The 14,123-nt window shown below is 45.2% G+C and carries 14 protein-coding genes; 5 read left to right on the top strand and 9 right to left on the bottom strand.

Annotated features, from left to right (window positions below; translation table 11 throughout):
* Window positions 1-7: 7 nt before the first annotated feature.
* The 5 genes from BACINT_RS22835 to BACINT_RS22815 all read right to left on the bottom strand — a co-directional run bounded on the left by BACINT_RS22835 (window position 8) and on the right by BACINT_RS22815 (window position 5,200).
* Window positions 8-994 (bottom strand): hypothetical protein, encoded by a 987-nt coding sequence (locus BACINT_RS22835; RefSeq protein ID WP_007667761.1) that lies wholly within the window; start codon window positions 992-994, stop codon window positions 8-10.
* Between the two features lie 45 nt (window positions 995-1,039).
* Window positions 1,040-1,204, bottom strand: a complete 165-nt coding sequence (locus BACINT_RS22830; protein WP_370807823.1) for a hypothetical protein — start codon at window positions 1,202-1,204, stop codon at window positions 1,040-1,042.
* Between the two features lie 128 nt (window positions 1,205-1,332).
* Window positions 1,333-1,914, bottom strand: coding sequence for a helix-turn-helix transcriptional regulator (locus BACINT_RS22825; RefSeq protein WP_007667756.1), 582 nt, complete (start codon window positions 1,912-1,914; stop codon window positions 1,333-1,335).
* A 274-nt stretch (window positions 1,915-2,188) separates the two neighbouring features.
* Window positions 2,189-3,787, bottom strand: a complete 1,599-nt coding sequence (locus BACINT_RS22820) for an ATP-binding protein (RefSeq protein ID WP_007667753.1) — start codon at window positions 3,785-3,787, stop codon at window positions 2,189-2,191.
* 132 nt (window positions 3,788-3,919) lie between these two features.
* Entirely contained in the window at window positions 3,920-5,200 is a 1,281-nt protein-coding gene (locus tag BACINT_RS22815; protein ID WP_007667750.1) for an O-acetylhomoserine aminocarboxypropyltransferase/cysteine synthase family protein, read from the bottom strand.
* Window positions 5,201-5,318: 118 nt separating this feature from the next.
* Between BACINT_RS22815 and BACINT_RS22810 the strand changes: the two genes are divergently transcribed.
* Window positions 5,319-6,359 (top strand): N-acetylmuramoyl-L-alanine amidase family protein, encoded by a 1,041-nt coding sequence (locus BACINT_RS22810; RefSeq protein ID WP_007667747.1) that lies wholly within the window; start codon window positions 5,319-5,321, stop codon window positions 6,357-6,359.
* Between the two features lie 9 nt (window positions 6,360-6,368).
* Here BACINT_RS22810 and BACINT_RS22805 read toward each other — a convergent pair whose 3' ends face one another.
* Window positions 6,369-7,250, bottom strand: coding sequence for a DMT family transporter (locus tag BACINT_RS22805; protein ID WP_007667742.1), 882 nt, complete (start codon window positions 7,248-7,250; stop codon window positions 6,369-6,371).
* Between the two features lie 268 nt (window positions 7,251-7,518).
* Here BACINT_RS22805 and BACINT_RS22800 point away from each other — a divergent pair, with 268 nt between their 5' ends.
* On the top strand, window positions 7,519-8,373 hold the full coding sequence (locus tag BACINT_RS22800) for a DUF6845 domain-containing protein (RefSeq protein ID WP_021968351.1): 855 nt from the start codon (window positions 7,519-7,521) through the stop codon (window positions 8,371-8,373).
* Window positions 8,374-8,382: 9 nt separating this feature from the next.
* Here BACINT_RS22800 and BACINT_RS22795 read toward each other — a convergent pair whose 3' ends face one another.
* Window positions 8,383-8,805 (bottom strand): DUF2867 domain-containing protein, encoded by a 423-nt coding sequence (locus BACINT_RS22795; RefSeq protein WP_007667740.1) that lies wholly within the window; start codon window positions 8,803-8,805, stop codon window positions 8,383-8,385.
* A gap of 135 nt (window positions 8,806-8,940) precedes the next feature.
* Here BACINT_RS22795 and BACINT_RS22790 point away from each other — a divergent pair, with 135 nt between their 5' ends.
* Window positions 8,941-9,375 carry a GNAT family N-acetyltransferase gene (locus BACINT_RS22790; RefSeq protein ID WP_007667738.1) on the top strand — a complete coding sequence of 145 codons (435 nt, stop codon included), beginning with the start codon at window positions 8,941-8,943 and terminating at the stop codon, window positions 9,373-9,375.
* Window positions 9,376-9,484: 109 nt separating this feature from the next.
* Here BACINT_RS22790 and BACINT_RS22785 read toward each other — a convergent pair whose 3' ends face one another.
* The gene (locus tag BACINT_RS22785; protein ID WP_021968349.1) at window positions 9,485-10,345 is read right to left on the bottom strand and encodes an AraC family transcriptional regulator; all 861 of its coding nucleotides are present in this window, start codon (window positions 10,343-10,345) and stop codon (window positions 9,485-9,487) included.
* Window positions 10,346-10,531: 186 nt separating this feature from the next.
* Between BACINT_RS22785 and BACINT_RS22780 the strand changes: the two genes are divergently transcribed.
* Entirely contained in the window at window positions 10,532-11,236 is a 705-nt protein-coding gene (locus tag BACINT_RS22780; RefSeq protein WP_007667735.1) for a TIGR02757 family protein, read from the top strand.
* Between the two features lie 40 nt (window positions 11,237-11,276).
* On the opposite strand, the gene BACINT_RS22775 is transcribed toward BACINT_RS22780, so the two are convergent.
* Entirely contained in the window at window positions 11,277-12,356 is a 1,080-nt protein-coding gene (locus tag BACINT_RS22775) for a hypothetical protein (protein WP_007667733.1), read from the bottom strand.
* A gap of 165 nt (window positions 12,357-12,521) precedes the next feature.
* Between BACINT_RS22775 and BACINT_RS22770 the strand changes: the two genes are divergently transcribed.
* The gene (locus BACINT_RS22770; protein ID WP_007667730.1) at window positions 12,522-14,030 is read left to right on the top strand and encodes a DUF1186 domain-containing protein; all 1,509 of its coding nucleotides are present in this window, start codon (window positions 12,522-12,524) and stop codon (window positions 14,028-14,030) included.
* Window positions 14,031-14,123 lie beyond the last annotated feature (93 nt).

Below are 14,123 nucleotides of genomic sequence, written 5' to 3'. Positions count from 1 at the left end.
TTAATTTTTAGTTGTTTTCCTTCGTAAGGGTGGCTTCGATGGTATTCAATGTGCCACGGGTCATAACAAAGTCTTCGGACAGTGTAATCTTTGTAGAAAATGTACCATCTGCGCAGGTGGCGGTTATAGTAATCTCATTATTCTTATATATAGGATTTGAAAAGACCATCATAAATGCTAGGATAGCATTTTCGGAAGTAACAGTTACTCCATTATCGCCGCTTCCATATTTTAGAATACAGCTGTTAGCAAGATTAGCAATTTGTACCTTTTTCAATGCAGGATTAACTGTGATTGATTGGGCTAAAGAGTTTGCTGAACAGGCTACTTTCACTTCTTTCACCGTATGTCGGCCGTAGGGAAGTGTCAGACGGAGGAGTAATATTGCGTTGACGTGCGTGAAGTTGAAAGATTTAGTGGCGGCATTGGCATTTACTGTTGCGCACATCAAATCGTAGTCTGCTAAATGGGCGGTAGTGAAGTTGGCGGTTTGCCGTTGCCCTGTCATGCTGAAGCTGTAGGTTTTACTACTAACTCCACTGGTGGTTGTAACGGATATCTTGTCCGAGGCGTTGTTTCCGCAATATACTGCATACAGTTGCTTATTCATATCGAGATTGCTGTTCTCGTTTTTGAATGTTCCTGTTGCTTTTCCAGCTTCTCCTTCCAGCGTGAATTCTTCAAAACCGGCAGCGGTGAGGGTGTTGCCTTCTTTTAAGTTTTCGGAGTTGATGACATAAATCTTGTCTCCTGCTTTCCAAGTTACTTCCACCGTGTTGTTAAACATATCGTAGCCGTAGTCGGTTCGGGTCTGTGCATCCGTTCCGTCCGGGGTGCCTGTTCCTTGGTAGGTGGCGGTTATGGTAACGGGGCGTCCGGTCGGGGGAACGTCGTTGTTCTGCAGGGGTTCGTTGTCGCTGGTGCAGGCTGTGGCGGCGGTGAGCATCAGGGCTGCCATCGCTGCGTGATATACCTTATTATATATGCGTTTCATTGTTTGGTTTCCTTTCTTTTCTTTAAGGGTGATTACTTGGTTTTACTATTGCTCCACGGTGAGGATGTCGTTTATCAGGTCTTCCAGGTCGCTGCTCGATGCGGAGTTGTAGCCTCGGCGGGTACTGCTTTGTCGGATAGTGGAGCCGGACGTGAAGTCACTCAGGTTTCCGCTGCCTGCTATTACGCCTTCCAGGTCCATCTTAATCACTTCCATTTGCGGCGGCGTGTAGGTCATCTTATTGCCGGCCGGGGCATGTGTGGCCGGGGCTTGGCACTGTTTCATTTGTTCTGTACTCATAATCAATTGTTTTTTAAGGGTTAATAAAAATGTTGTCATTATCTGATTTTTGTTTCTTTGTCTTCGGCGGAGTGTTCTCCAAGGAACATCATGTGTCCGGGCGGCAGTTTGTCCAGCGGTTCGCCCAGTAGCTGGAGCCATCGTGTCAGGTCTTCGTCGGCGGGTAGGCCTTTCAGTTTCTGGCGCAGGCGTTGCTTGGTCTTTATCACGCTGTTGGGCGTGATGCCCATGCTTTGGGCTATCTGTTTGTTTCGCAAACCCAGCTTGATGAGGAAACAGGTGTGCTCTTCGCTGTCGGAAAGGCGGCCGTCGGTGTGTGCTGTCAGTTGCTTCAGGAAGTCGGGGTAGTAGGTCATCATGAAGCCCACCAGCATCTGGTGGCTTTGACTCTTCACGGCGGGCGGGCTGTAGAGGATGTTTCGCTGGGCGTGCATCTGTGCCATGGGGCATTCTGCCTCGTGGCGGTGCAACTGCTGTTCTACGCGCAGCTTTATCAGGGTGTCTATGCGTCGGCGCATTCGGGGCCATCGGTGTGTTTGCAACCATTGCTGTGCCATGATGGCAAGGGCACATCCGCCCATAAAGGCGGCCATGGTGAGTAGTGCGGTGTTTATATCCATTGTCAATATTCTTGTTTGTCAGTACATGCTTTGCCAATCAGCAAAACTTACGAGTTCAAGATAGGGCTTATCTGTGTAACCACCGCACTTTGTCTATGGACAGTTTGATGGACAGGTAGTGTAATTTTGCCGTGACAAGGCAACTGAACGGCATGGTTTATGAAAAATAGCGGAAGTAGGAGGGCACGAAACAAAAAAGGCGAAAGACTTTTCGGTCTTTCGCCTGAGTGGGGGATAAATGAGTAAATGTAAATATGTGTTGATGAAGGTGGGGCTATAGCTTGTTAATCTCTTCTGTTGCTTGCTCTATTAACCATTCGCCAAGGTTTCGCTTCTCTTTGTCGAAGGACACGCCCACTTTGATAAGTCGGCGTTCGTCGGCGGTATAAGGAATGAGGTAACCTTTTTCATCAATCTGCCGTAGGGCTGCTTCGGCACTGCCGTCCAGCTTGAATTCGAATACATAAATGTACTCCGGAGTCTTGACCACTGCATCGGCACGCCCGCAAGCACTGCGCACTTCGCTTTCGGTGAATTGTCCCATCAACTTGAAGACGAGGTAGAAGACAATCTGGTAGTTGTTCTCTTTTTCGCGATTCAGTTCGTAAGGGAAATCTGCAAAGAAGGCGCGTAGACGGGTGAGGAAGGAGTCGGTGTCACCCGTCTCCAGTTCGTGGATGAACTTTCCGATGTAGAAATTGGTGTCGTTCTGTGATACCGGTGTATAGAAAGGTGTGGCAAAATTGAGGAAGCCATACTTAACCTCTTCATTAGGAAAGCCGAGGGTGTACATATTGAACCTTTCATCGTACTTCTTTATCGTCAGATACCCACTTTGGTAAACCATTGGAACGGGATTATTCACATCGGCTCGGTCGTCGCTGAGCGAAAGTGCCCCTACTTGTATGCCGTCCATCTCGCGCAGGTCAAAGTTGGTCTTTTTCAGCATATTCACTAAGAAGGTGGGGGTGCCGCTACCGAACCAGTAGCTACCGAAGGCACGTTTCATCAGCGCATTGAGCACGCTGAAGGGATTGTACATTGGGGTGAATTCTTCATCATCGGTGAAGCGGTAGCCGTCGTAAAGACGGGTCATCTTTTCCAGTAGGGCTTCGTGTGAGAGTTTCTGTTTCAGTGCCATTGCTTCCAGTTCGGGGACAAAAGTAGTCTCAATTTCTGGCAATGTCATGCCGCAAAGGGTGTTGTAGTCGAGGTCGAAACTGATGTCGCTCAGTTGGTTGAGGTTGCTGAAGATGCCCATCTGCGCAAACTTGGTCACTCCGGTGATGAGGACGAATTGCAGCCAGGGGTCGGCATCTTTCAATACGGTATAGAAGGCGGTCAGCGTTTCGCGGAAATCGTCTTGCAGTTTGGAGTTGTCGAAGGAGCGGAGTAGTGGCTTGTCGTATTCGTCGATAAGCACTACGACACGGCGACCAGTCTGTTCGTAGGCTTGCTTGATGACGGTCATGAAGCGGCCGGAATATGTGATACCTTTGCCGCCGGTCTGATATAATTGTTCCCACGCTTGGAGCTGACGTTCAAGCATATCTGCCAACCGTTCTTTACTATCGTACTTCTCGGCATTCAGGCTGAGATGCAGCACGGGATATTCATACCAATTCTTTTCCAGTTGTTCCATAGCCAATCCCCGGAAAAGCTCTCGCTTACCCTTGAAGTAGGCTTCGATAGTGGAGAGCAACAAGCTCTTTCCAAAGCGGCGTGGGCGACTCAGGAAACAGGGCACACCTGCTTGGATGAGTTTGTAAATGAGTGCCGTCTTGTCTACATAGACAAAACCTTCACTACGTAGTTTTTCAAAGCTTTGTATTCCGACGGGAAGTCTGCGCGGGGTGAAATTATCTGTATTCATAACCACTGGATTTGATGAACTGTTTGCAAAGATAACAATTATCCCCGTACTCCGGTTGGGGAGTCGGGGATATTATTCTTTGGATTTCTCTTTGTCAGATACAGTTTTTTTATCTGATCGGCAGCACAGTACTTATGCGTTCAGCGCCTGTTCAATATCTGCAATGATATCATCCGCATTCTCGATACCAACCGAGAAACGGATCAGGTCGGGACGTACACCGGCTTCCATCAATTGTTCGTCCGAAAGCTGACGGTGCGTATGGCTGGCGGGGTGCAGCACGCAGGTGCGGGCATCGGCTACGTGGGTGACGATAGCTGCCAGTTTCAGTGAGTCCATAAATTTGATGGCTACTTCGCGACCTCCTTTCAAGCCGAAGGTGACAACACCGCACGAACCGTTCGGCATATACTTTTGTGCCAGTTCGTGATATTTGTCTCCGGGAAGGCCACAGTAATTAACCCATGCCACCTTATCGTTTTTGGAAAGATATTCGGCAACTGCCTGTGCATTCTTGCAATGTTGCGGCATACGCAGGTGGAGCGTTTCAAGACCGATATTCAGCAGGAATGCATTCTGCGGAGACTGAATGCTGCCAAGGTCACGCATCAACTGTGCGGTAGCTTTGGTGATATAAGCCATTTTGCCGAAAGCTTTTGTATAAGTCAGGCCGTGATAAGATTCGTCGGGCGTACACAATCCGGGGAATTTGTCGGCATAGGCATCCCAGTTGAAGTTTCCGCTATCCACGATGGCACCGCCTACGCTGGTGGCATGGCCGTCCATATATTTGGTGGTGGAATGTACCACGATATCAGCGCCCCATTCGAACGGGCGGCAGTTAATAGGAGTCGGGAAGGTATTGTCTACAATCAAAGGCACGCCGTGGCTGTGGGCGATGCGGGCGAACTTTTCGATATCGAGCACTTCCAGCGTCGGGTTGGAGATGGTCTCACCAAACAGTGCCTTGGTGTTCGGGCGGAAAGCGGCTGAGATTTCTTCTTCCGGTGCATCCGGGTTGACGAAAGTAACTTCGATGCCCAACTTCTTCATTGTCACACCGAAGAGATTGAAGGTTCCACCGTAGATGGTGGATGAACAGACGAAGTGGTCGCCTGCCTGACAGATATTAAAAATAGCGTAGAAGTTGGCAGATTGTCCGCTGGATGTCAGCATGGCGGCCACACCACCTTCGAGGGCCGCTATCTTGGCGGCAACGGCGTCATTCGTAGGGTTTTGCAGGCGGGTGTAGAAGTAGCCGTTCTCTTCAAGGTCGAAAAGGCGTGCCATTTGCTCGCTGGTTTCATACTTGAAGGTTGTACTTTGGTAGATGGGGAGCACGCGGGGTTCACCCTTCTTTGGAGTCCATCCGGCTTGTACGCAGAGTGTCTCCGGTTTTAATTGTTTTGCCATAATGCTATCTATTTTTATAGTTTCTTATCAATTAACGCATTTATGGGCGCAAAAGTAGGGAAAATAATTGTATTTTTGTCCGCAACAGTTGAAGTATGTTTGCTAAAAGCAGGTAATTATGGTTCGGATATTATTTTTGTTGTTTATATCTTCTTTCCTGTTTCTCACCCCTTTCCACGCTTCGGCGCAGGAGGAAAGGGCTGCACCGAGGTCTGGTGAAGGCATTTCGGCCTTCTTGCAACGCAATAAGCGTCCCGGTAAAGCCTACTATCTGGAGTTCCTTGAACTGAATAAAAAGCAGTTACGCGGAAAACAGGAATTGCGCTTAGGGGTGAAGTACCTGCTTCCGCCATTGAAATCCAAAACTGAAACTGCTGCAAATTCATCTACTTCTTCTGCCTCTGCTGCCGGTTCCGGCAAAACAATTCATGAACCTCTTTTCGGAAAAGAACTGGCTAAAGTCCGGGTGACCGGTAACCGTTTGAAGGGTGCCTGCTTCTATGTGGTCAGCGGACATGGAGGACCTGACCCCGGTGCTATCGGTAAGATAGGGAACGTTGAACTCCATGAAGATGAATATGCTTATGATGTCGCCCTGCGTCTTGCCCGTAATCTGATGGAAGAGGGAGCAAAGGTTTATATCATTATTCAGGATGCCAAAGACGGCATTCGTGACGACCGCTACCTTAATAATAGTAAGCGCGAAACCTGTATGGGAGACGCTATCCCTCTGAACCAAGTGGCTCGCCTTCGCCAGCGTTGCATCAAAATCAATGAACTTTATAGAAAAGACCGCAAGAACTATACCTATTGCCGTTCCATCTTCCTGCATGTGGATAGCCGCAGCAAGCGACATCAGACGGATGTGTTCTTTTATCATGCCCCCAACAGTGCCAACAGCAAGCGTCTGGCAACTACGATGAAGAATACTTTTGAGTCTAAGTATGATAAACATCAGCCTAATCGCGGCTTTACGGGCACGGTAGGCCCGCGCAACCTGTATGTGTTGGCTAATTCTACTCCTGCCGGGGTTTTTGTAGAACTGGGAAATATTCAGAATACCTTCGACCAACGCCGTTTCGTTATCAGTTCCAATCGCCAGGCTTTGGCGAAGTGGATGATGGAAGGCTTTATCACCGATTATAAAAAGAGTAAGTAATCACTCTTATCAGCTTGTTTTCTTCTCGTGCATAATGACGACAGTGACCGCCATCAATATCAGCAATATGCCCAGACCAGTGCCCGGAGTGAAACTTTCTTTGAAGACCAGACATCCGATAGCTACCGCCGTAAGAGGTTCTAAGGCTCCGAAGATGGAGGTCAGTGTAGGGCCGATGTACTTGATGGCTTTCACGAGCGTGATATTTGAAATGGCTGTTGCCGGTAGTGCCAGTCCGAGGATATTCAGCCATGTTTGTCCGCCTGTTGCCAACTGAATACCGCCTGTCAGACTTCCCCCTATAATAAAGAATAAAGCGCCCAGCCCCATGACGTAGCAAGTCAGTGCGGTAGATGGGATATGAATGGCACGGCTCTTACGTACTCCGACGATATATCCGCCGTAAAAGAATACGGATAGCGTGGCGGCAATCAGCCCTGTTGTTGTATTTCCACCTTTAAAGTCTATCTCTCCCGATGATAACAATGCCGCACCCGCCAGCGAAACCAGTACGGCAAACAGAATGGAGAATGATTTCTTTTCCCGGAAGAAGAATATCATGGCGAGGGCAACGGCCAGCGGATACATGAAGTGAATGGTAGATGCCACTCCGCTGGCGATGTGTTGGTAAGCTATGACGAGGCTTAGTGAAGTTGCTGCCCGGAGCAGGCTCAATATAAATACAGTTCCCCAATCTTTCCGGCTGATACGGAAAGTTTCTCTTAATAGTACACCGAATATTCCCAGGGTGAGTGAAGCGATTCCCCAACGGTAAGCAAGCACTTCGAAAGAGGAAAAGCCTGAAGCCAATAAGGATATGGTGAAAAAAGGGGCTAATCCGAATGTGGAGGAAGAAGCTGCCGCGTATATATAACCTTTTATGTTGCTCATGGTTCCGATTCAAATTTTCATACAGGATTCTGAAATCCGCTGCAAAAGTACAAAATACAAAGGTGAAAAAATCCATAATCGAGAGCAAAATCGCTTTTATATTGTTATAAGCTCAACGTCGGCTGTGTTCTTAGTTTATAAGGAGAGCGGAGACGGCTTGACGAGGGAGGTTGTCATGCCCTCTTTAGAAACGGAGTTTCAAGGTCTATCCCCCTTGTCAACTAATAAGTTGAGTGTTTACGAAACTGAAATTAAAATGAAAAATTCTATGAGAAAGAAATTGTTAGTCTTGGGCGCATTTGTAAGCGTTGTTATGTTGGTGTCCTGTACGGGCAGTAAGAAGGAGGCGGTGACTTATACCCCCGAAGAGATTGCAGATGCAGGGCAAGTGGTGAAATATTATGATACTTCATTGGCTCTGTTGAAGAATTTGGTGAAAGAGAGAGACGTAAATGCGGTTCTGGGGTATATGGAACAGCAGGCTAAGGTACAGATGTTTTCGCATATCATGTCTCCTGTCATTTCTAAGAAAGATTCTGCGGCGGTGATACAGCCGGGTGACTACTTTGGCGACGATGTACGGCAGAACCTGATACAGAATTATACCGAACTTTTCCAGTCAAGGGGGCAGTTCTATGCTAATTTTAATAAATACCTGTCTCTGCTGAAAGAGAAGAAGACGGAAGGAATAGCAGATTTGCTGAATGATAACTATGAACTGGGTGTGGAGATGTCCGAATGCAAGCAGAACATATTTGATATTCTGAGTCCTATCGTTGCGCAAGCCCAGCAAGTCTTGCTGGCGGAGAATCCGGTGAAAGAGCAGATTATTGCAATGAAAAAGATGAGCCTGACAATGCAGAGTATTATCAATCTCTATGCCCGCAAGCATGTGGAAGACAAAGCCCGTCTGGACCTGAAGATTATGGAACTGAGACTGCAACTGGACACAGCCGAGAAACTGCCTGCCGTGAAAGGGCATGAGGAACAGACAGAGAAATTTAAGGATTTCTTGTCGAAAGCCGAAGAGTTCATGAAGATAGTGCAGGATATCCGCCAGAAGAACTCATATACTGAGGAAGACTTTGATGAAATCAGTAGCTACGGATTGAGTATCATATAATTATACCTATTATATAAACTCTTTCACCACCCGCGGCACAATCATCTTGTGGAAAGGTTTGATAAAGAAGAAGTAAACTTTTCCTAACGCATTGTGATACTGAACCACTGTCGTCACGTCTATCAGGTTATTGCCTATCTTGGCAATGGAAACATAAAACAACAGATGCTTGTCGTCCTTCCTCATGATGGCTTCGTTCTCTGTATCTTCTATTATATAATCTTCCGATGTCAGGATGTCTCCGCCTTCGATACCAAAAGGCTTCACCAGGATATTTCTGACTTTGTAAAGGAAACTAAGCCATGCCGGAGAGTGATTGAATATTTTCTCGATTAGTTCCTTAGGAACAATCTGTTCCGCAGGTTTGCTGGCCTTGATAACGAATGTATCATGATAATCTGCCGGAAGGAATTTATCGATAAGCTTTTCCATAATCAGAATAGAGGGGATTAGTTAAGATGCACTTATTTCTGCAAATGTAGTGTTTCCGGGCGAAATAATCGGGATATTTGGGCAATCAATACATAAATTCAATATCTTTGTGATTTACCGTAATATTAGATTCCTATGACAATTATCCGAAGATTAGAACTGCCTGAATATGAGAATGCCGCAACACTTTCATTGCAAGTGTATCTTCAGTGTGGCAAAGACGATTTTGACGAACAGGGGCTGGAAAGTTTCAAAAGCTTTGTCAATGATAAAGCAGTGGTGAACGGGCTGGTCATTTATGGCGCGTTCGATGAAGATAATCTGGTGGGAGTGCTGGCTACGAAGAACCACGGAGAACATATTTCTCTCTTCTTTATCAAGGAAGAATATCACCGGAAAGGCATAGGACGGAAACTTTTTGACGCCCTTATTGCAGATAATCCCGTACCCGGAATGACGGTGAATTCATCTTCGTATGCTGTTCCTTTCTACAGAAGTCTGGGCTTTAAAGAAGTGAAGGAACCGCAAGTGACGAATGGGTTGAGATATGTACCGATGAAAAGAGAATAAGAAAACTGATTTTATTACCATTTATTTCCGTCATCCTGAGCTTGTCGAAGGATCTCCTCTTTTGCGCTTATGAAGGGGATCCCCCGACTACACTCAGTCTGGCGGACGCTTATTCCACCGGAATATAAATCTCCGTCAACAAATCCTCAGGTTTCGTCTCGCACGGATCATTCAAATAACGTTCTGCGCTCGATTCATCTCTCAACGTACATTCCATTTCAGGGATAAACTTACCGTAAATCGTGTCGTATACGCTTTGCAGATGTTCATAAGAGCCTTTATAGGTAAACACTGCATAGCGTCCGGCTGGCAATTGCTTGAAGCCGATATCACCTTTCGGAGTTACGGCGATAGGCATCACCATACAGACGTCAGTGCGCAATTTATCGGCAGGCGTCACCTTCGGATCATCGTGATAGATGCAGTACGGAGACATATCGCCCATCGGTAGCTTTTCCTCCTTGATGAACTGGAACAAACGCATCCATGTGCCACCGTAATCATTCAGTTTATAATCTCCGAACAAGCGGATATAGATCACATTTCTGGCGGGCACTTCTCTTATTTCTTTCTTTAACTCTAAATCGGGTCTGATAATTGCTGGTTTCATAATTACAAAGTTTTTATTGTTACGATACTCATTAGGTGAAATTCCGTAGAACTGTTTGAATACTTTCGACAGCGATGACGGTGAGGAATACCCGATGCGATAAGCAATGTCCGCTATCGGCAAATCCGAATAGCGCAACAGGCGGGCGGCAGCTTCAGTTCGTGTCCGGACTATGAACGTCCCGATGGGCTCACCCAGAAATGCTTTCATGATGCGGTGGAAGTAGAACGGAGAGAAATGAGAAATCTTGGCCAACGATTTCAAATCTATCTCTTCTCCAAGATGGAGATTGATGTAGTCCACCACTGCATTTACACACTTCTGATACTCTTCACGCGTTGTCTTCTTGCTATGTTCCATTGGTTCTTTATTGAATTTCACGATGCAAAAATAAGGGGAAATAGAATAGGGGACTTGTCCAAAGTTGCTATAAATCCAATATCTTTAGAATTAAGATAAGCGGCATCTCAGCATAACTTTTTCATGCAAGCATGAAAGTTCTGCATTCGATTTGCATTATCTTTGCATCCTCCTGATCTTAAAGAAATGACCAAAGATATAAAAAAGAAACTACAAGAGTGGGCTGCGACCTATCATTGTGCCGATTTTATTCAGAATGACCCGGTACAGTTTCCCCATCGCTATACGCTGAAGCAGGATATAGAAATCAGCGGACTGCTGACCGCCATCATGAGTTTTGGCAACCGCAGGCAGATTCTGAGGAAAGCAGAAGAATTGCATACGTGCATGGGGGCGTCTCCTTATCAATATGTTCTTTCGCGTCGGTGGGAGAAGGATTTCCCTGTGGAAGAGCGGCGTAGTTTTTACCGGATGCTTTCGTATGCGGACTTCCATTCTTATTTTGAACGCCTGCATACGGCTTATTCGGGTTATGACAGTCTGGAAGATGCATTGCTGGTATATCCGGGAAAACCGATGGAGAAGCTTTGCCGGTTTCTGGAAGTTTCGTCCAAAAGTCCGCAGAAGAAACTGAATATGTTCTTGCGCTGGATGATACGGAGAGGACCGGAAGTTGATTTCGGTATTTGGGACAGTTTTGATTGCCGGGAATTGATTATTCCTTTGGATACACACGTCTGCCGTGTAGCCCGCTTGCTGGAACTGACCGAGACGGAAACCTTTTCTTTGAAGAACGCACAAAGGATAACTGCCGCATTGGCGGAAGTATTTCCGGATGATCCCTGTTTCGGAGACTTCGCTTTGTTCGGGTATGGGGTGAATAATAAATAGTGGCGGGTGGTTGTCACTATAAGGTGTTCAGAGCGGGCTTCTACCATACCATCTCTTCGAAGTGTTTTTTTGAGACTTTTAATAATGCATCGCAATCATTGCCATTGAACTCCTCTGTATAGTAGATACTGCTCAAAATATTTGATAGGATATACTGGGAATATATATAAGATATGAACATCAAGGAACTACTGGGGAGTACGTTGTCGTCACCGACCTCTTTGGGCATTTTTCTCCATAAGTAGCTAAAGATAGAGCTACCTTCGAGAAAGGAGTTTATATATTCTTTATCATAGGAAATAATGCTTTTTGAATGATCGCGGTAATCTTTTTGTTGCTTGTTAATGAAGCTGATAACGAACTCTTTTAATTCATTTTTATAAGTTTCCATATCAAAGTTAGGATAGGCCTTGCATAGATACAACAACACGTTTATTTTATCTATCATGCTGTTTATATTGTGTTCAGCGAAATTATCAATCTCTTCCTCCGTCAACTGAGGATAAGAGTTCTCAATTACTGTTGGGATGTTCTCATCCGTTTTTTTTGCCTTTTCCCAGTGATTAATATCGTTCGTCCAGCCTTCGATTAAGTTTTTCCATTCCGACCAGTTCTTAGCTCTTTTCGTTCGTACCTGCATTTCATTTTCTAAGTCTTTCAGTATCTGTTGGACAGACCAACCATTATCTTCTAAAGCTTTCACATAATCTTCCAGTAGTATGGTGCCCTTTTCATCATCCCAGTAGGTAAATCTGTTTCGGGCAATTCCCCTGATATATAATATTTTCTTTCTGACGGGTGTCATTCCCATTACTGCAATAAAGTTCGGCATTTTGTCGAGGAATATTTCAACGCTTTCCTTTATGATTCCGTTTTTGTCGAAATTTACATTTTTAGTAAATGCTTCATCGATGCCATCTAAGAGTTGATGAACTGGGAACTTGTCGATAAGATTTTTTACACCACTTTCTCCTGTATCGCTGAGTGAGTAAGGAGTAATTTTGAGATTAATATATTCGATTATTAATGTCGTTACTTCGTTGAGATATTCAATTCGCTCTTTGTGGTCTTCAATAAGATCCTCTATTTGCTTTTTAAGTTCGCTGCTTGTTTTACACATGATTATATAATAGTGTCGTTTATTTTTCCAAACAATTTGTTTGAGCTTGCAAAGTTAGCTGTTTCAAGGCATTAAAACATATATTATTTGATGAAAAATCAGTAAATCTATGATATTAGAATTATCTTTGTTTCGTGTTGTAAAACTACTAATGAACGGAAGAATATGGCAAAGAAAAAAAAGGTGCCTCAACAGCAGGCTTTATCACCGGAACGATACATTAAGGAAAAGGCGCGTCTGCTTCCGATAGTTGAGTGTTGGATAACGGATGGTTGGGACAAGTGTGGTCTCGGGACGGCAATTGTAGCACGACAGCATAAAAACGGTAATTATACATTGGGCATTTATATGTTCGATACTTTCTGTTGTGGATTGACCGATTCTTTATATCACTTCAATGTGCCGGAATATGAATATAGAGAGATGTTAGAGGAAGGTTGTGCTACCTTGGAAATGAATCCGATCAGTTATGAGGAATTGCATAATCTGATTTACGGCGCTGTGGCTTTTGCTGAAGAAGCCGGACTCGGTCCGCATTCTTCTTTTAAGTTGACGCAGTATATTCTGGAGGAAGATACGGATGAGATACCTCTGATAGAGTATGAATTCGGGAAAGATGGCAAACACTTTCTGGTGGCAACGAGCCGCTTTCAAGTCAACACGTTGCTTCCGGTGATGAAGAAGAATCTGGGAGATGATTTTTCATATGTGCTAAAAAAAGAAGATGAAGAGGAGGAAGATGAATATGATGAATATGAAGAATACGATGAAGACTCCTTGGATAGTGATGCTGTCAACACTATGCTGGAAGCACTTGGCCGGATGCAAACAATGGTGGAAGAACAGCAACGGATACCTGTCACTTCTTATTCTTATGCCCATCCTGCTTATCCCGCAGTATTGGAGGTTCAGAATGCACAACTGATTACGCTATTTTATGATAGTGACAGTTGTTTGCTTGCTGATGCAACAATCCGTGATATATTGTCACTGCCTCGCGAATCTCTGATTCGTGATATAGAGCAAATGGCACTGTTTGAAGTCGGTTGCACCTGTGAAGAAATATCGGAAGAGCGTCGTGAGGAGCGTTCTCCTGATATTCTGATGCATGCATCCTTCTTCTTGGCAGAACTGGGGGCGGAAGATAGTTTGTACGTAATACTTGAAATGCTGAGACAAAGAGAGGAATTTTATGATTATTATTTCGGAGATACAGGTGCCGAGGTTTTTATTGCCACTCTTTATTTGTTGGGACAGAATCGTCTGCTGCAACTGATGGAATATATGAAGGAACCGGGACTGTACACCTTTGCCCGTTGCTACGTGCCCACGGCAGTGGCACTTATAGCCCGTTTGCAGCCCGAACGCAGGAAGGAAGTTATTGAATGGTTCCGTCAGGTTCTCCTCTTTTATACAGAAAATCTTGCTGGCAATATCTATTGCGATGGTACTTTGGTGGGAATGTTGGTTAGTGATTTGCTGGATATCAAGGCTAAGGAACTATTACCGGAGATAAAAGCCATGTATGATACCGGTCTGGTAGATCCTTACTGCTGCGGCAACTATGCGGCGGTAGAAGAAGAATTCTTTTCAAACGAGTTTATATCAGGAGATAAATATTCATTGGATATTTATGAACGCTATAAGGAATACCATAAGAGATGGGGAGACTGATAGGCTGCGGTTAAAAAGAGTGCCGCAAACGGATAGATTCTCTCAAACAATGTCCCATTTTTACTATTCCCTCCAACCCCCTTTGCCTACCTT

The sequence above is a fragment of the Bacteroides intestinalis DSM 17393 genome (assembly GCF_000172175.1).
GTDB classification, from domain to species: domain Bacteria; phylum Bacteroidota; class Bacteroidia; order Bacteroidales; family Bacteroidaceae; genus Bacteroides; species Bacteroides intestinalis.
Note: the sequence above shows the minus strand (reverse complement) of the source record. Positions and strands in the feature narration are given on the sequence as shown.